This is a genomic window from Halomonas profundus, assembly GCF_020865425.1.
Taxonomy (GTDB): domain Bacteria; phylum Pseudomonadota; class Gammaproteobacteria; order Pseudomonadales; family Halomonadaceae; genus Vreelandella; species Vreelandella titanicae.
In genome coordinates this window covers 2220568-2238790 of the sequence record NZ_CP086344.1, presented here as the reverse complement: position 1 = coordinate 2238790, position 18223 = coordinate 2220568, and the positions used below count along the sequence as shown (strand labels likewise).

The following is an 18223-nucleotide window of genomic DNA, read 5'->3' as shown; positions in this document are numbered from 1 at the left end:
TCATCTGAGAATTGCGCCGTTATTTAGATAGTCAACTTTACTTTATCACTTTAATTTCGAAAAAAATCTCTGCGATAAAAAAGAAGATACGGTTTTTAACCACTTAGCACACGATCCCGTAATCTACAGTAATATGGCTGAGGTATTATTAGAGTCGCCAAGGTCATCCACTGGCGGGGCCGCATACTCAATAGTATTAATGAGCATATATCTTTCTTAACCGACCTTCCAACTATCTTTTTTTCAACCGCCCATGACAATATTTTACGATTAATGGCGGCATTTAGATAATGTTTTTCAAGCCACGTTAGGCCAACTTCACATTCACTCTTTAAGTCTAAGCAAGGATGAATTTGAATCATATTATTTTTGTCGCTTACCACGCCACTATTATGAAGCAACCACATGCTCGTAACGATGGGATCATAGTGAACCATTTTAAGACTGCATATAACTTTTAACCAAAAATAAACATCCCCAGCACGTCGGTATCGATCAACAGGAAAACCACCAAGGGCCATGAATGTATTTTTATGTATGCAAGCGCCGTTCATGTGAATGAAATCAGAACGTGAGAACGCTGCTAAAGCTTCCTGTCGACTCATGACTCCATTTTTTAAAGGTTCACTTCTCGGAATTACTATATTTCCTTCCATCTTCCGAAATGCATTTACAAAAAGATTAACAGATGGGTTTACGGAAATAGCATTAGCAAACCTTGAAAGGTGGTCATACACAAGCAGGTCGTCTGCATCAAAAAAAACCAACCATTCAGCTGTTGCCTGCTGTGCTCCATAATTGCGTGCTGCGTAGCCGCCTGGGCCAGGCTTATCTCGCTGGAACAGTCGCAGCTTACCCTTGCGTTCCTCTTGTAATAAAATCTGGAGAGACCCATCTGTAGAGGCATCATCAACGACAATGATTTCAAAATTCTTAAAGGTCTGATTATAAAGACACGAGAGAGAGTCCAACAAAGTTGAAGCCTTGTTATGAACAGGCACTATGACAGAAAACTTATACATAAACTCACCTCGTCTTAAGCTATTAGCCAACTTTATCCAAAAAACTATAAACTTTCACATTTATAAATTCTCAATGGAAGACATTGACTTTTAACCGGTGAATCAATGTATTCAATTTCAGGTGAAAACAAAAAACCTTCAACCAACCCAGCTGTTACAATACCAGCTTTTTTTAACTGTCTTCTTCGTAATAATTTTAATATCATATATAAATCTAAACACATAATTTTTACTACGACATGAGCTGGACGATATTTTTTTGTGACAAATATTCTATTTCTTATTAAGTGTTTATAATACTTAAGACGCACCTCACTATTTTCAGAAATAATATTTAGCACTCCTTTCTCCTGCCGTAAATGTATCACTTTGCTGGCACCCACAACAAACCCGGGAACATCTTCCGTTATTCTTAATGTATATTCAGTATCCTCGCCCCATATGAACATATCGGAAATAGGCAAACCATACCTGTCAATGGTACCGCGGGGAACAAGAATAGATACAAAAGTTGCTCGATCAACGGAGACAACACCATATTGAGCAAATTTTGGCCAATCTTTATATCCAATATGATTAATTTTTTTGTTGATAGAAGGTGAATTAGTTACATAACCATTTTCTGTAAAAGCAGTAGAGATCAGGTAGGCTCTGTCAATACCATTTTTATCCAAGGTATTATCTGCTTCAATCAATCTTTGCAAGGCAAACGGCTCCGGAATGACATCATCGTCCATCATCCAGATATAATCGGCTCCTTCCTTATATGCGAGACGAAACCCAGCATTGAATCCACCTGCTGCACCTACATTCTGCGACAGCAAATACACTTTTAGATTCGAATAGTCCAATTTACTTAGCATTTCTTGTGTATTATCATCGCTAGCATTATCGACCACAATCACCTGGTCACAAATGCATGTTTGTGAATAAATGGCAGCTAAACATAGCTGTAGCAAATCCTGCCGATTGTAGGTGAGTATCACCGCGATCACCTTGCTCATAGTGTCCCCTGCATAATCATGCCCTTGAAAACTCAATACAGCGTTTAATTATTAGCTAACATATACATGCGATTAATACGGCAGCACCTGACCTTAGTTACCATTTTAATATAATAAACATTTTTGTTTGGTATAAAGAGAAGCCTGGAATTCCGTGCATTCGTAAAATGCAAATGGAGAACATACACACTTTATGTCGCTAATTATTTAGGATTATGCTATTCCAGGTGCGATCCCTAAAGCATATCAAAGATGAGCATCATTATAATTTCCAAAGGCTCACCCTTTTCAAGCGGCGCCGGATGCTTCTTGGAATGTTATTATAAAAAAATTTAACAAAAGCAATTGGAAAATAGTAGAAAGGAGCTTTAAGCTGTCGTAATTTTTTTAGACTAATTTTCAATGAATTAAATGTATAACTCAATCGATTTCCGACTTCAAAGCTCTGTCCTTCATGAAGTCGTTTAACTGTTAGCGGTAAATCCACTTGGTAAAATATAAAACCTTTTCTCAGAGCGCGTACCCACAGGTCTATATCGACCTGTCTAAACAATGCTTCATCGTACCCTCCAACCTCATCAAAAAATCGTCGAGAGAACAATATAGAGCTATGATTTATTGGATTGTTAACATAAAAACTATCACACCCCATTGGTGTGACTGAGAATCCTCTACTAATAACTAACTCCCCTTCCCCTTCTCCATAAACGATCTGGCTAGCTGTTACGACAAGCTCCACATTTGGAAATAGGCTTATAGTAGCGACCTGCTGCGCCAATTTTTCGGGTAGCCATTGGTCGTCTGCGTCGATATTGGCCAGCCACGGATAACGAGTATGGTTGACAGCAAGGTTAAGCGCCCGCGCACGACCAACACCTTGCGTATCCACTAACTGAACCTGGACAGGGGCCATGTGACGTAACTTCTTGAGCACTTCCCAGGTATCATCGTCTGACCCATCGTTGACCACAACAACTTCTTTAGGTAGATAGGTTTGAGAAAAAACGGAAGAAAGACTTGATTCCAGGTATTTGGATCCATTTTTCACAGTCATAATGACAGAAATATCAATCTGATTCATTAGGCCACCTCCATGGCATCAGACAAGCTGATGATGAGAATTTTTTCTATTAATAATAATTAGCATAAATAGACAGTAAAAACTCACTAGCATATTAACTAAAGAACTAACAATTTATTTAGCCAGAAAATAATTTATATCTCTTTTCTATCGGCGAAATTTCATATTGACTACTTTCCATATCAATAATTTTATTTTATTCTTGGCAAAACGAGCCCCAAGCTTATCTTCAGGGTTATATATACGGCTATCACTAAAACAGAAAACAGGCTTACCTGCTTCTCGACAAATTAGTTTTGCTTGATAAGAATTAAACTCGACAAACAAGTCCGCCGTGGATGCAACAAAAGTCTCAACCTTGAATTTCACCTGCGAATCAATAGTCATGACATTATTATTATTTTTCTTCATAACGAGATTACGATACGAAACCCCGTTATCCATCAGTAAAGCTTCTACCTTATGTCGGTTTGACTCACTCTGAGACGTAACGATTGTATCGATATCTCTTGAAGGAAGGTAACGAAAGCGTATAGTACCTGTATCATCACAAAGTTCGTTTTCTGACATCATCCCCTCAAGACAAATACAAGACCTACTCATTACATTATGATGAAATATATTCCATTCAAAAGCTCTTGGATGGGGAAGAAATTCAAGAATAATATCTACATCACTTCTGATTGGCTTGCCTGAGTAAATAGCCAGTGTCGATGCACGTGCTGCTAACCAATCGGGAAGCGCGTTAATTTCGTTTCTTATTGAATTTCCGGTCATTATACTGTCGTCTACAATAAGAACTTTTTGTGCCTCCCAGGGAGAGTTCAAATCTTTTCTCACGCATCGCGTAAGCCCTTTTTTCAATGGATAATTATTAACCCAGGATGAAATATCCGTACAATTTATATTTAGTGCAAGTGCAATCATGTAGGCGGGAACCATACCACTTCTTGGTACCCCTACGACTAAGTCCCAGTCACCAGAAAATTTTTCAAAATTCTTTGTAATATCCCTGCCGAGATCACCATATGACTTGAACTGAATCTGCATTAAGTTTTCTCCGACAACTCGCTCAATATTTTCAGCAACAGCTATCTACCACCCATTTAGCTGATACAGATAGATATATGGTGACCACCAATCGAAATACCTATTGCATCAGAGATGCCGCAGCTATTAAATTAGATAAAATCAGGAAATTAGTATCGAGGCTGTTAGTACTTTTGCAGGGTATAATGTAGATAACACGCAGTACTACGCTACAATTTTATTTAGCAGTAATAGTATCAAATGGTTTTTGCACCCTATTACGAAGCTCTGGTTTTCCTATACCCATTGCTTCAAGCATAACGGCATTGACTTTATGCACATCGTATTTATCTTTAGCAATCTCGTGGGAGCGCTGTCCCATGGTTTTAACTAAAGCTGGTCTGTCAATAAAGTGTTGCATGGCTTTAACAAGCGCATCGACATTTTTTACAGGTATCAAGTAGCCGTTATCGCCATTAGTGACGGTTTCTCGACATCCAGGTGCATCGGTAGTGATGACCGCTCGCCCCATAGACATGGCTTCCAGAATTGAGCGCGGCGTGCCTTCTCGGTAATAACTAGGCAGTACAAAAACGCTACTCTCGGCAAGTGCCGGGCGCACATCATTCAGCCAACCCAAGTGTTCAAGCGATCCCTCCCCCACCCAAGTATCCAGCTCTTGTTGCGAAATCGTATCGGGGTTGCTGTCGATATCACCAGCCAGTTGAAATACTACCTCAGGGCGCTGCTGCTTGATTCGCCTAGCTGCCTCAGCGTACTGGCGGACACCTTTGTCTGCCAACAAGCGAGCAACCAATAAAAAACGTGGCGGCCCATCAGGTAAAGGGGCTGCAGCAAAATGCGCCATATCGACCCCTGACCCATTGAGTACTTGGGAAGGTACGCGATCGCGTAGTATTCCCAAATCACGAAATAAGCTTTCATCATCGGGGTTCTGGAAAAACACCTTATCCACCTTATTCAAAGCTGCCGAATACAGCCTACGCACCAGATGGAAAACCAGAGCGCGCTTACCGCGTGCCTCTCCGGCAAAGGCATATCCCAGGCCAGTGATCAATGCATAACGTTGAGGAACCTTCGCCAGCCAAGCCGCCAACATCCCATACACCACCGGCTTGATGGTATATGCCAGAACGACATCGGGTCGTATATTACGCATCAACAAGTAAAGTGCTTTTAGCGTCAAAAAATCATACCACGGGTTAAGGCCTGTTCGTTGCATGGGGATATCGTGAACAAATACTCCCCAAGCCTCTAACTGGCGGCATGTCCTTGGATCATCATGTAACCCTGGTGATGCCGCATGTACTTCTAATCCTGCACTAATCAGGCTTTGTACGAGCGGCCCTCGAAAATTGACTAAGGAATAGCTAGAGCCCGACACTAGCAAAAAGCGACGTTTTGGTTTATTAAGCTTAGAGTTCATGCTGCCTCCTCAACGAACACCAGATAGTAAAAAAATTACCAGCTAAAAACATATAAATTCTAAAATATAAACGCCTACTTATAATAAAGAACCATGCATAACATAAATGCATCCTTAAAGTAGTGAATATAAACAAAACCATGTGATACATGGAATATTTAATTAGAAGCTAGATATGAAGATTCTAATGGGCTGGGCCTACCTACTGAATAATAAGTAAATCCTTTCGCCCTCATTCGGCGCGGCTCATAAATATTACGCCCATCAAAGATAGTGGGTTCAGTTAATTTCTCTTTAATAAGATCAAAATCAGGTGCACGGAAGTTCTGCCACTCCGTGACGATAATCAAGGCGTCAGTATTCTTTAAAGCTGCTTCTTTGGTTCCACAAAGGATTAAGTGATCATGACTCCCGTAAAGACGCTGAGCTTCTTCCATGGCTTCCGGATCATAAGCCTGCACCTTGGCACCAGCTGCCCAAAGTGCCTCCATTAGTACCCTGCTGGGGGCATCGCGCATATCATCAGTGTTGGGCTTGAATGAAAGCCCCCAAATGGCGAAGGTCTTACCCTTTAATTCAGCATGGAAGTGCTGGCTTATCTTATTGAATAGCGTGTTTTTTTGCTCTTTATTACGCGACTCCACTGCTTTGAGTAATTTGGCGTCAAAATCAATGGTATTCGAGACGTGGATAAGAGCCTGCAGATCTTTAGGAAAGCACGAACCGCCATAGCCCACACCGGGATAAATGAAGTCGTAACCAATGCGTGGATCCGAGCCTATTCCTTTACGCACCGCCTCAATATCGGCACCCAGACGCTCAGCTAGGTTTGCCATTTCGTTCATAAAACTGATTTTGGTAGCCAACATGCAATTAGCTGCATACTTGGTCAGTTCGGCACTTTTTACATCCATCACTATGATCTTGTCGTGATTACGATTGAAGGGGGCGTATAGCTCGCGCATGACTTCAATCGTGGCATCGCACTCTGTGCCGATAATAATACGATCAGGCTTTTGGCAGTCTACGACCGCACTACCTTCTTTTAAAAACTCAGGATTAGACACCACGTCAAACGCGATATCATGGCGTCCGCGCCTTTCCAGCACTTTTTCCACCTCGTCACGCACTTTGTCAGCACTACCTACAGGTACGGTGGATTTGTTAATGATAATTTGGTTCTGCTCCATATGTTCGGCAATGGTGGCAGCCACAGTGAGAACGTACTTGAGATCAGCACTACCGTCTTCGTCCGGTGGAGTTCCCACAGCAATAAACTGTACTTGGCCATGGTTGACTCCCGCGGCCGCATCGGTAGAAAACTCAAGGCGCCCAGCGGCGTAGTTCTCTTTTACTAAAGATTCTAGACCAGGTTCATAAATAGGGATGCTGCCCTGCCTAAGTTGTTCGACCTTATGATCATCTAGATCGATGCAAACAACATGATGGCCAACTTCAGCCAGAATAGTTCCTTGAACCAGGCCTACGTAACCCGTGCCGAAAACTGTAACGTTCATTGGATTTCCTAACTGGAGAGTAAAGTGATGAGAAAAATTAGAGAGAAGTTTTATTTAGGCAAGCTATGAATTTCACTTATGGTGCTGCTCGCCTTATTTGGCGAATAGTAACTTCGATACCATTCGACAAACTTGGCAACGCCATGAAAAACTGATGTGGCGGGCCTATAACCAACCTTTTTTTCTAATTCACCTGAATCCGCATAAGTGTCTGGAACATCGCCAGGCTGCAAAGGCAGTAGATCCTTGATGGCCTTTCTACCTAATGCTTTTTCAATGGCTTCGATATAGATGTTGACCGTCACAGGATCATTATTGCCAATGTTGAAGATACGAAATGGCGCATTGCTGGTAGCAGGGTCAGGGTTATCGCTATTCCACTCAAAAGCAGGAGTGGCTATATCATCACTGGCGCGAATAACGCCCTCAACAATATCATCCACATAGGTGAAGTCGCGGGTATGGCAGCCATAATTGAAAACCTGGATGGGCTCATTGGCCAAAATATTTTTGGTGAATTTAAAAAGCGCCATATCTGGGCGCCCCCAGGGGCCATAGACGGTGAAAAACCTTAGCCCGGTGGTCGGTAATCCAAACAAATGACTATAACTGTGGGCCATCATTTCATTGGCTTTTTTGGTGGCAGCATAAAATTGCAGTGGATGGTTGGCTCCTTCATGCTCGGAAAACGGCATTAAAGTATTAGCGCCATAAACACTACTGGTACTGGCGTACGTCAGGTGCGCAATGCTGGAGTAACGACACGCCTCCAAAACATTAGTAAACCCAATCAAGTTACTTTCCACATAACTAAGTGGGTTTTCCAGCGAATAACGAACCCCTGCTTGGGCAGCTAGATGAATAACTCGGTCAAAGTGGTGTTCATTAAAACACTCGGCCACCGCCTGTTGATCAGCTAGATTAGCGCGAATAGAAAGGTAGTCGTTTCTTGTCTCTTTCGCCGTCTGCTCAAGAATTTTTAGGCGCGCCTCCTTAATGGCAGGGTCATAATAGTCATTGACGCTATCAAAGCCGACGACACTATCACCGCGCTCCAGTAGCCGCTTGGCAGTGTGAAAGCCGATGAATCCGGCATGTCCGGTAACAAGAATCTTCATTTAATAACTCCATGACGTGGGAGGAATAGAGGGCATTGGCAGGAGTAGGGCAAATAACAGCGCTAATCTCAGCTGCGTACAAAGCGCTGAATATGGCGCCAGCTCACTCGCCTCAAGCCATCCAACGTCAAGGGCACCAGAGCCACTGAACGCACCATGGCAAGTAATGGACGCGGAAGCTCACTCAGACATAAGGTTCGCGGCAGGCCGGTATAGGGAAACCAACATTGTCGATAGGAGCTCTGCCGGGCTGAAGGAGGTAAATCGCCGGTAAAAATCGAAGGTACGGCGTACCAGGCATAGTTGCCTTTCAGCGTCTTTATTTCGTCAGAACCGGGCTGTAGAAACTCGAAATCGATAATCTTTAGCCCTTGGCAAGGGTCATAGATAAGGTCATGCGGATTAAGATCGATGCATTCATAGCCAAGACTGCGATAGTGCAAAATAACGGCTCTCACGCGCTCGATGGCCCAGATAGGCAGCAAACCATGATTTGAAAAAGGCGCACGAGGCGATAAAATGCGTTCCATGCAATTGGCATAGCGCTCAAACACTAGATAATGAGTACCGACTTCTAGCAGACGGGATACTTCTGGCAGAGAGGCACCGAGTTCACGCGCCTTTACTTCACGCTCTAGGTAGCGCTCACGCCCAGGCCGAAATGTCTTGCAAATCGCCTCAGTGCCATGAAAATCCACCAGCTCTACTTTGGCTCGGCAAACCTCTTTACTTAGGTCAGCTAATACCGGGTAAGGTGTGCGAAATGCTGCATCGTTGCTTAGGGCTGTTTCACGTATCTTACCGATCTGCTCGGGCACCAAGGTTTTGAGATACTTAAACGCCTGATCCGCATCGCGGGAGCAATGTATCGGACTCTGTTGTTCTGCTTTGCTCTCCTCTGGAGAGAGCGTGGCACTGAAGGTTGCCCTGATGGTAGGTAGTCTTAAATTGGGAGAGTCACTCGACATCCGCTTCACCGGTACTGGATGGACATCCTGTACCACAAGCAGAAAAACTGGCGGCGACCCACTGCTGGCAAAATTTCCTTGCTCTTGTCCATCATCAAGCACCCACTGAGCGAGCGCCTGTTGCTGCCCACTTTCGATTGGCACGCTACACAACACATTAAATCCATAGTGATCAAGCAACTTAAGAAGGGTGTCCAGATACGCCAACTCACACTCTCTAATCAGAAAAACAGTAATCCCGGATAGCCACTCTTGTTGCTCGTCATTAGATTGTTTATTCATCATGACTTGCCTCCTTGTGCTAAAGAGAGCACTTATTTTTAAATAAGCATTGATGACATGCTCAATAATGCTTTTCGCATCACTCAAGCATGAAAAGTGGTGATCAGAGCGAGGGGGAAACGGCTCAGTCGCTATGGCGTAGGCGCCGGAAGTAAACGGGTTGCAGCAAAGTTGGTAAGATTCCGTCGTCTTGTGATAGCCAGCGATTCAATAAGATTCTCAACCTTCTTTGGGTACGGAGCGTAATACAGGGCCTAGTCTGGCGACCGACCTTAAGGCTGTGTTCGTTGCATCAACATGTTGGCGTTGCGTATCTGAGGTCATGGTCTGACGCGCTTTCCATACCAAGTCGGCTATTTCGTCCAAAGGGTTGTAGTCCAGTGGAGCCGACTGCAACAACTGGCGGATACTCAGGTGATCAGTAGCGATAAATGCCTGCTCCAGCTGCTTTAAAAAGGCTTCGAGCCTCGGCCATTCCCAGAAGCGCTCTTTTGAAGTCATGATACGATCATGGCGCGTCTTGCTGACGTCATGACCTATCAACAATTCCTCGTAAAGCTTTTCACCAGGCCGCAAGCCGGAATAGATGATTTCGATATCCCCTTCAGGATGCGCAGCGTCTCTTACCTCCAATCCCGAAAGGCGAATCATATTCATGGCCAGATCATGAATGCGTACCGGCTCGCCCATATCGAGCACGAAAACCTCCCCACCTTCCCCCATGGCGCCAGCCTGGATAACCAGCTGAGCAGCTTCGGGAATTGTCATGAAATAGCGGGTGATATCCGGGTGAGTCACCTTCACGGGGCCGCCCTGCTCAATCTGCTGACGAAACACTGGGACAACGGAGCCACTTGAACCCAGAACATTGCCAAAGCGCACCATGCAGAATCGAGTGTTGGACTGAGAATGTGCGAAGGCCTGACAGATAAGCTCAGTCAAACGCTTGGATGCACCCATGGCATTGGAGGGGCGAACCGCTTTATCGGTGGATACCACCACAAAGGTTTCAACATTGGCCGACATTGCCGCCTTGGCCAGATTCAATGTGCCAAAGACGTTATTACTCACTCCTTGCACGAGATTAAATTCCACCATCGGCACATGCTTGTAAGCAGCAGCGTGGTAGACAGTATGCACCTCGAAACATTCGAACACTGCCTTAAGACTGCCCGAATGCTGCACTGAGATAAGCAATGGTTTTAGCTCGCACCGTGACGCGGTGCTTTCGATATGTTGCTTCAACTCTTGCTCAATGGCGTATAGCGCAAATTCGCAGTTATCGATCAAAAGCAGGCGGACAGGATTCTGATCAAGAATCTGACGACACAGTTCACTGCCTATCGAGCCTCCTGCCCCCGTCACCATGACCGATTTATCGCGGATATTGGCCTCCATCAGTTCGGGGAAGGCAGGCACAGACTCCCTACCCAATAAGTCCTCCAGCGCCACATCGCGAAGTTCACTGATTTTGGCTCTACCGGCAATTACATCGGCGCTACCAGGAATTGTCTTAAGAGGCACGGAAAGGCCCGAAAGCCAGTGCAGTATCTCGCGGCGACGCCAACGTGGGGCGCTGGGGATAGCTAACAAGACCATTGTGGCGCGGTGTTCTTGAACCAGAGCAGCTAATGCTACCGGCTGATGTACCCGCAGCCCTTCTACCATGGCGCCTTCCAATCCCCGCCAGTCATCAACGAAGGCCACCGGCTGGTATTCCTCTCCATTGCGCAGAGCAGCCACCAGCTCGCAACCCGCGGCCCCTGCCCCATAAATCACCACTGGCTTGCGCTGTCGAAGCTGACTGTGGCGATACAACTCTCGCAATAGAAAACGCAGGCTACCGATACCCAACAATAAGAGCAGCGCATAAATGATGATAATAGATAGTCCAATGGGCGAGTTAACCATGTAACTGGCCGGCGCTACTAACAAAGTCGATGCCAGCACAACAACAGCGATAGTGGATACAGTGGCATGGCTCATGTAGCGAATGACGGCGCGATAAAGCCCTAACCAGCGGAAAAGCAAAAGGCTTATCGGAACTAACACGCTGATGGTCATCCACAAGGAAATGCTGCTGAGTGGTTGTAGGCTTTCCAGGTGAATCATTGTGGCAAGTTGCAGGCTACCCACCACAATCAAACCATCAAATACAACAAGTACCCGGCGCTTTATGGAGCGCGGCGCCATTGATAACGACTTTATTAAACTAGCCATAGTTATCTCTATCCGTCCTTGCGGGTTGCCAAGTTACAGCGCTGGCAGCCGCATTATTGAAGTGGGCGATCAAAAACGAGATTTTGACGGGAAGCCGCTATCGAGCCTTCTCGATAGAGATGCCAACAGATCACTAGTAGTACCCAGAATAACGTCGCGCGCAGCCCGTTATGAGTAGTGGAATAAATCAATGGCCCTGCTACTCCAGCCCAGATGTAAAGGGGAGCTCGGCGCAATACGGTGGCTATTATCGATAGGAAAAGCACTAGGCCTGGCAAGCCATAAGCAAACAACATGTTAATAAAGGAGGAGTGGATTTCGGCCCCATCATATGGTGCAAAACGCTGCCGTTCGGCTTCTCCTGCCCCCAATATTGCGTAGGCGGGAAAGTTAGTCAGTCGGTCAAACTTGCGTTCTTCATACACACTATCAATTTTGCTTGGTGCTCGATCCATACGCGCTTCCAGGTTGCGCAACACCTGCCCCTCAGTACTAATATTGGCGAGCACAACACCTCCCAATAATAGTGGCACCAGCAGCAACAGGCGCGCAAAGTACTTGACCTGCTTAGCATTTGCTATGGCCCAGCCGATCCCCACCATAGCCCCACCTCCCATAGCGGCCAACGACGACGCCGATAAGATCCCCAACACGCCGCTAGCTAGCCCGGCCAATGCCAAAGGCCTCATTTTAGGGTGAAAATCATCGAGCATTAACAACACCACTACGCCACATAGCGAAAAGTAGGCCAGCTGATTGGGATTATTAAAGCTGCCAGTGGTGCGGTTGATCCCCAAGGCTAATTGCACTAACACATGGCCACCGGCGATCACTAGCGCAATAGAGATGCTATTTCGAATAAGCCCTATGGCACGTTCACCGTAAACGCTTAGGAAACGCAGCAGCCCCATACCGATTAAAAAATTGAACAGGAAAAACTGGGCTGGTCTAAAAAATTCAGTGGTTTCCATCACTAACGTCCAGCTAAGGCATACCATTACTACCCACAACACCATTAATCCCCAGCACATAGCGAAGGGTGAAACTTTCAGGTGTTTGTCTCCTAATGACATCAAAAGCATCACGCCGGCAAAACCGATCAGCACAAAATCAGCCAGCTGTGGCCCACCGCTGGGAAACAAATAAAGGCTGCTTAGCGAAAGCCCCACAAACAGCAATAGCGCACCGATCAGATTCATGGCGATACCTTTTTTCTACTGTGGCTAGAGGTTAGCCATCATCTGGAAGGTATGATTGCGACTGGCCAGGTCATCATAAGTACCTGCATCACTTACTTGCCCGTCCTCAAGCATATAAATTATGTCGCACTCTTTGACCGTGGCCAGGCGGTGGGCAATAAGCACCACCGTCATTTGGCCTGCGAAGCGCTGGATATCTTCCATCACACGACGTTCGGTGATCCCATCCAGAGCACTGGTGGCTTCATCAAAAACTAATACACTGGCTTGCTGATAAAGAGCACGGGCGATACCCAAACGCTGACGCTGTCCCCCTGATATCTGCACTCCGCGCTCCCCGATTCTAGTTTCGAGCCCTTCGGGAAATCGCATGATCAGTTCATCGAGTTGCGCCATGTGTAGGGCTTCTTTGACTCTCTCAACATCAATATTTTCGCGTTCAATGGCAAAGGCGACGTTTTCGAGAATCGTGGCATCGGACAGAAATATCTGTTGCGGCACAAACCCCACACTGGCATGCCAATTCCGCAAGTTCTCCTGCGTTAAAGCCACACCATCAATGAGTATTTGCCCTTGCTGAGGCTCGATCAGACCCAGCAATAGATCCACAGCAGTACTTTTACCACTGCCAGAAGCACCGACTAAGCCGACCATCTTGTTGACCGGAATTGTCAGAGTCAGGCCATTCAGCGCCCGTGCTCGCGCTCCTGGGTAGTCGAAGGCGACCTCATGAATTTTGATTTCTCGCTGAGGAACCCACGGCATTGACTGAGCAGCAGGCTTAGATTCACTGCCTGTTTTCAGTTTTATGGTTTCCTCACTGCTGGCGATCAAATCTTCACGGATTGCATCATAAGCCGCCAGGTTGCCGCGTATTTTAGTAATGGAGGTATAGATTTTCTGAAAGCCAGGCAGCATCTTGAAACCGGCTAGGGCATAAATTGAAAGCGCCGGCAAAATGGCGCCCAGATTGCCTTGGTAGAGGTTAAGCAGGTAAAGAACCAGCAGGATTACCGAACCAAAGGCCACCAGCTCGATAGCATAACGGGGTGCCTCACTCAGTCCTTGTGTTACACCTTGGCCTCGCGCTATGCGGTTGCTGGCCTTTTCAAACCGCGTGGTAAAACTCGCCTGACGATGCAATAAAAGAAGATCTTTGATGCCTCCAAACCCTTCAGTCATCAGCTTGAAGCGTTTCGATTGAGCCTCAGATATACGCCTTCCATTAATGCTGAGAAAGCGCCGCACCGTCTGATAAAGCAGTAGATAAGTGGCGAGGAATATCACTAAGCCGGATATTGCTACAACAGGGTTATAGATAAAGATAGCCAAGCTCATCAAGGTCACCATGACCGCCTTGGCGTTGAGCTCCATCGCTGGATTGATCACCTTTGTCGTAACGCGCTGGACTTCAACGGAGACCTTGCTGATCAGGACACTGGTATTCTGGTTCGAATGAAATAACCAAGGTTGGTACAGATAATAACGATAGAGGCGGCTAGAGAGTTCCGCTCCCACTTGCTCACTGTAGAGCGACAGCCGCCAGGTGGTATACATGGAAATTAGCGCTGCCATTAACAACACTCCAAGTACCATACCGCCCAATAGACTCAAGAAGGACTTGTGGCTTTGCATTCCGCTATAAGTATAAGCCCAGGCTAACCAACCATTGCCCTGGAGTTTGCTCATATCGCCGACCACCGCCATAAAAGGCCCAATGGCGATGACACTGGCAATTTGAGCTAGCGCCATCACAATGATCAGTGCCTGAAGCCCTAACAATCGGCGGCGCTGTTGTTGCGTTAGTAAAGAATAAAATTCGCGCAATTGATTAAGCATATTGGCTCACCGGTAAGCATAGAGGTAGCTGCCATAGTATCCGTGACGGCTGCTGGTCGGCTTCTTAACACCATTTAGAATTCCACCTTTGAGCCTCACACCAGCACTCTCAAGACGACGCTTAGCGGCTTTGATTTCGCCAGGAGGGTTCGTGTCGAACCGCACCACCATTAGACTGGTACCAACCAACTTGCCGACTACCGAGGCATCGGTTACCGCCAGAATCGGGGGCGTATCCACGATTACCAGGTCATAGTGCTGGCTTATCGTGTCTAGAAAGTCGTGAAAACTCTGCTGCATCAAAAGCTCTGATGGATTAGGCGGTACGCTTCCTCTTGCCACATAATCAAGTCCATCAAGCTCACTATGGCGAATGGCCTCCTCCACACTGATACGCCGTGCCAACAACTCTGAAAGTCCCTTTATTCCCTTACCGTGAAAGGCATGGTGCAAATGGCCGCGGCGCATATCAGCATCGATTAACAACACTTTTTGGCCAGCCTGGGCACATACCGCCGCTAAGTTCGCGGCTATGAAGCTCTTACCTACCCCCGGACTAGCACCAGTAATCATCAACCGATTGTTATCGGATTCGAGCATGGCGAAGTAGAGGCTGGTACGAAGCCCACGCAATGCCTCAACGGCAATTTCAGCGGGTTTCTTGACGGCCAGCAAGCCACGAAAAACTTCTTGGGCTTTCTTGGCACGACGCGGACGAATACGCTCGGTAAGCCCTGCCTGTTCACCGGAATTCGGTAAGGTGGCATAGACAGGCAGACCCAATTCTTCAAGCTGCTCGGGGGTTTTGATAGACCGACTAAGCAACATACGAACGATCACTAATAACATTGCCAACAAGGCGCCAAACAGGCCGCTAACAGCGGTTATTAAAGGGATACGTGGAGCAATGGTACCGGGGGACAGCATGGCCGCATCCAAGATACGCACATTGCCTACTGTGCCAGCCTTCACCAAACGCATCTCTTGAAGCTGGTTGAGTAGCTGGACATACACTTGCTGATTGACCTGAGTATCCCGAGTAAGACGCAGCACTTCCTGTTGGGTTTCGGGTAATTCACTCACCAGAGCGTTAAGTCGGTCACGCTCGGCTTCTAGCTGGCCGCGTTGTCTCAGTAACGTTTGGTAGTTAGGGTGTGAAGGACGGTACCTCTCAGCCAGATCCGCTTCCCGCATAGCCAACTCACCAAGCTGGTTTTCCACATCGACTACCCGAGTAAGCAGGTTCTGTGTCTCGAACGTCAGGTCGACAGAGTCACGCTGAGCTCGGTAATCGTTGAGCATGCCTTCGGCATCTGACAATTGGTTGCTAACCTGAGGAATTTGCTCGTTGAGAAAGGCGATCTGTTTTTCTGCTTCTTCTGAATGACGCTGCACGTTTTGAGTCAAAAAAACGCTGGTCAGCGTATCTAGTGTTGGCTGAATCTGGTTTTGATCCGCCCCGTTCAACGTCAGTTCATAGACGCCCGACTCTAACCCACGCGGAATGATTTCAAAGCGATTCTTCAGCTCACTTATTGCACTAAGAGCAGACGTTCTTACTAATGTGAATTCTGCGCCGGGGTGGGCCTCTGCCTGGCTGACAAAAAGACGATACCCCAATTCATCATTCTGTACCGTTTCCCCAACGCTACCAGTAAGCAGCGTTTCTTCTTCCAGCAGCAGCTCGAATTCACCGCCGTCGAGAAGCCGCAACACATGCTCCCCCCCCACGTTCTCCTCGGGAACATCGAAACGAGCGACTCGCAGTGATTCCCCAGCCCACACATAGGGGTTACTCCAAGCATCATCCACAGAGTCTGCTAACCACTGGCGAATGAATTCAGGCGTGAGGCTCTCGAACCACTGCTGATTAACTCCATGATGAACCAGAAAGTCCCCCACCACCGGCAACCTACGCGGCTCAACCTGAATGGCAAGGTCAAGACGGTCAGCGGTTTCACCCAACACCATACGTGACTGCAGAATTTCGAGCTCAGCAGAGGTAGGGTTGCCTTGTTGCGGCTCTCCCAATGACTCCATAAACGCCAAGTTCGATCCTCGGGTCTCTATCTGAACTAAGGCATCGGCCTGATAAATTCTCGGCTGAGAGCTGGCATTAAAGTAGCCCGCCAGCAGAAAAAATCCCGTCACCGACACAATAAACCAGCGATGATCGGACAGCGTGTCTACCAACTTACGCAGATTAAGCTCATCGCTCTCTCGAGGTGCTGGCGACGGCGCTGGTGAAGGGAAATTAGTCATGGAGATGCCTCATCACTCAGAAAATATATTAAAGCTCACCGGCATCAATAGCAGACGTTGCAAAGTCGCCTGGCAAACTAACTGATGGCAACAGCAGGGAGATCACAGAGTTCCAGCGAGCCAGCGGTGCTGACGTCACGTACACCACATCCTGCGGCTCAAGAGGAAAGCGTGTTCCTAGCAATAAGCGAGTGGCATCCTGAATATCCAACTGATAGACGGTGGCAATTTTCTCGCTACCCGGCGGGTTTCCCCTTACTACGAAAATACCCGACGGCTGGGCGCGATTTTCATTCACACCACCTGCCCTTCCCAATGCATCCGTCAACGTGATGCGTTCATTGCCCAGGGCAATGGCACCTGGACGGCTAACCTGTCCCAGAACGACCACGTTTTGATTTTCCATGGTGGGCACGTGAAGTAGATCGCCATCACGCAGTAACCGGTTTTGTGTCATATCCCCTTGACGCATCATGGCGTAAAGCGATATCACCTCTTCACCACCATTGCGGCTTAGGGTGACATTACGCCAATCCGCATTATCACGTGCCCCGCCTACTTCACTAATGGCATCAAGTACCGTCATCGGCACAATACTCAGAGGCAGAGTGCCGGGGTTTTCCACTGCACCACTGATGTACACTTTTTGGGAGTTAAACGCCGCAATGCCTACCTCTACCTGCGGCTCATTGATTACTGCGGACAATCGCCGTGCGATTAACTCGCGCACCTCGTCAAGCGTCATGCCCTCGACTCTCACACGCCCTACGTAGGGATAGAACATCGTGCCATTGGGCCGTATACGGTTCCCGGTTTCCGCAGCGGAGCGCTCGGCACCGGCAGGAATCGTTAATTCTGGATGGTCATAGACGATCACGCTTAAAATGTCCCCAGGCCCTACCCGATATTCGTAGTCTTGCACTTCTTGATTCAATGCTTGAGACGTGGCTTGCGTGGTAGGCTCTTCTGGGACATACAACCTATCTACAAACTCTGGTGTAATGGGTTGTACGTCCACTCGGCCATCAAGCGATTGGTCGAGCTCGCTTTCATCAATATGCCCGCCTGGGGCCATGGCACAGCCACTTAATATCCCCAGCAGCATGATGAACATTAGATAGCGAACCAGCCGCAATGGGTTTTTTCTGGTTTCTACACCTTCTATTTCTTTGAAATTATTCATTTTTTGTTCCCTTTGCTTTGTGTCTTACCACGCTACCGCCCGGGGATTTTAA

Annotated in this window: 13 protein-coding genes; all 13 read right to left on the bottom strand. The window is 47.0% G+C overall.

Going from position 1 to position 18223, the window contains the following annotated elements; translation table 11 throughout:
- Positions 1 to 95: 95 nt before the first annotated feature.
- On the bottom strand, positions 96 to 1022 hold the full coding sequence (locus tag LMS44_RS09985) for a glycosyltransferase family A protein (protein WP_138800310.1): 927 nt from the start codon (positions 1020 to 1022) through the stop codon (positions 96 to 98).
- Between the two features lie 44 nt (positions 1023 to 1066).
- Positions 1067 to 2026 (bottom strand): glycosyltransferase family 2 protein, encoded by a 960-nt coding sequence (locus LMS44_RS09980; protein ID WP_236561336.1) that lies wholly within the window; start codon positions 2024 to 2026, stop codon positions 1067 to 1069.
- Positions 2027 to 2288: 262 nt separating this feature from the next.
- On the bottom strand, positions 2289 to 3107 hold the full coding sequence (locus tag LMS44_RS09975) for a glycosyltransferase family 2 protein (RefSeq protein ID WP_138800308.1): 819 nt from the start codon (positions 3105 to 3107) through the stop codon (positions 2289 to 2291).
- Between the two features lie 147 nt (positions 3108 to 3254).
- Positions 3255 to 4157 (bottom strand): phosphoribosyltransferase, encoded by a 903-nt coding sequence (locus LMS44_RS09970; RefSeq protein ID WP_159176736.1) that lies wholly within the window; start codon positions 4155 to 4157, stop codon positions 3255 to 3257.
- 217 nt (positions 4158 to 4374) lie between these two features.
- The gene (locus LMS44_RS09965; protein ID WP_138800306.1) at positions 4375 to 5583 is read right to left on the bottom strand and encodes a glycosyltransferase family 4 protein; all 1209 of its coding nucleotides are present in this window, start codon (positions 5581 to 5583) and stop codon (positions 4375 to 4377) included.
- Between the two features lie 158 nt (positions 5584 to 5741).
- On the bottom strand, positions 5742 to 7100 hold the full coding sequence (locus LMS44_RS09960) for a UDP-glucose dehydrogenase family protein (protein ID WP_138800305.1): 1359 nt from the start codon (positions 7098 to 7100) through the stop codon (positions 5742 to 5744).
- Positions 7101 to 7150: 50 nt separating this feature from the next.
- Positions 7151 to 8218: an NAD-dependent epimerase gene (locus LMS44_RS09955; protein WP_138800304.1), complete on the bottom strand. Its 1068-nt coding sequence runs from the start codon at positions 8216 to 8218 to the stop codon at positions 7151 to 7153.
- A gap of 68 nt (positions 8219 to 8286) precedes the next feature.
- Entirely contained in the window at positions 8287 to 9471 is a 1185-nt protein-coding gene (locus LMS44_RS09950) for a hypothetical protein (protein ID WP_138800303.1), read from the bottom strand.
- 216 nt (positions 9472 to 9687) lie between these two features.
- Entirely contained in the window at positions 9688 to 11688 is a 2001-nt protein-coding gene (locus LMS44_RS09945) for a polysaccharide biosynthesis protein (protein WP_138800302.1), read from the bottom strand.
- Positions 11689 to 11741: 53 nt separating this feature from the next.
- Positions 11742 to 12887 (bottom strand): hypothetical protein, encoded by a 1146-nt coding sequence (locus tag LMS44_RS09940; RefSeq protein WP_022523694.1) that lies wholly within the window; start codon positions 12885 to 12887, stop codon positions 11742 to 11744.
- Positions 12888 to 12911: 24 nt separating this feature from the next.
- Positions 12912 to 14726 carry an ABC transporter ATP-binding protein gene (locus LMS44_RS09935; protein ID WP_138800301.1) on the bottom strand — a complete coding sequence of 605 codons (1815 nt, stop codon included), beginning with the start codon at positions 14724 to 14726 and terminating at the stop codon, positions 12912 to 12914.
- A 6-nt stretch (positions 14727 to 14732) separates the two neighbouring features.
- The gene (locus LMS44_RS09930; RefSeq protein WP_022523695.1) at positions 14733 to 16988 is read right to left on the bottom strand and encodes a polysaccharide biosynthesis tyrosine autokinase; all 2256 of its coding nucleotides are present in this window, start codon (positions 16986 to 16988) and stop codon (positions 14733 to 14735) included.
- Between the two features lie 28 nt (positions 16989 to 17016).
- Positions 17017 to 18171: a polysaccharide export protein gene (locus LMS44_RS09925; RefSeq protein WP_009286547.1), complete on the bottom strand. Its 1155-nt coding sequence runs from the start codon at positions 18169 to 18171 to the stop codon at positions 17017 to 17019.
- Positions 18172 to 18223 lie beyond the last annotated feature (52 nt).

Coding starts and splice junctions, on each gene's coding strand:
- LMS44_RS09970 (WP_159176736.1), bottom strand. CDS start 4,157: ATGCAGATTCAGTTCAAGTCATATGGTGATCTCGGCAGGGATATTACA.
- LMS44_RS09960 (WP_138800305.1), bottom strand. CDS start 7,100: ATGAACGTTACAGTTTTCGGCACGGGTTACGTAGGCCTGGTTCAAGGA.
- LMS44_RS09955 (WP_138800304.1), bottom strand. CDS start 8,218: ATGAAGATTCTTGTTACCGGACATGCCGGATTCATCGGCTTTCACACT.
- LMS44_RS09945 (WP_138800302.1), bottom strand. CDS start 11,688: ATGGCTAGTTTAATAAAGTCGTTATCAATGGCGCCGCGCTCCATAAAG.
- LMS44_RS09930 (WP_022523695.1), bottom strand. CDS start 16,988: ATGACTAATTTCCCTTCACCAGCGCCGTCGCCAGCACCTCGAGAGAGC.
- LMS44_RS09975 (WP_138800308.1), bottom strand. CDS start 3,107: ATGAATCAGATTGATATTTCTGTCATTATGACTGTGAAAAATGGATCC.
- LMS44_RS09935 (WP_138800301.1), bottom strand. CDS start 14,726: ATGCTTAATCAATTGCGCGAATTTTATTCTTTACTAACGCAACAACAG.
- LMS44_RS09925 (WP_009286547.1), bottom strand. CDS start 18,171: ATGAATAATTTCAAAGAAATAGAAGGTGTAGAAACCAGAAAAAACCCA.
- LMS44_RS09980 (WP_236561336.1), bottom strand. CDS start 2,026: ATGAGCAAGGTGATCGCGGTGATACTCACCTACAATCGGCAGGATTTG.
- LMS44_RS09965 (WP_138800306.1), bottom strand. CDS start 5,583: ATGAACTCTAAGCTTAATAAACCAAAACGTCGCTTTTTGCTAGTGTCG.
- LMS44_RS09940 (WP_022523694.1), bottom strand. CDS start 12,887: ATGAATCTGATCGGTGCGCTATTGCTGTTTGTGGGGCTTTCGCTAAGC.
- LMS44_RS09985 (WP_138800310.1), bottom strand. CDS start 1,022: ATGTATAAGTTTTCTGTCATAGTGCCTGTTCATAACAAGGCTTCAACT.
- LMS44_RS09950 (WP_138800303.1), bottom strand. CDS start 9,471: ATGATGAATAAACAATCTAATGACGAGCAACAAGAGTGGCTATCCGGG.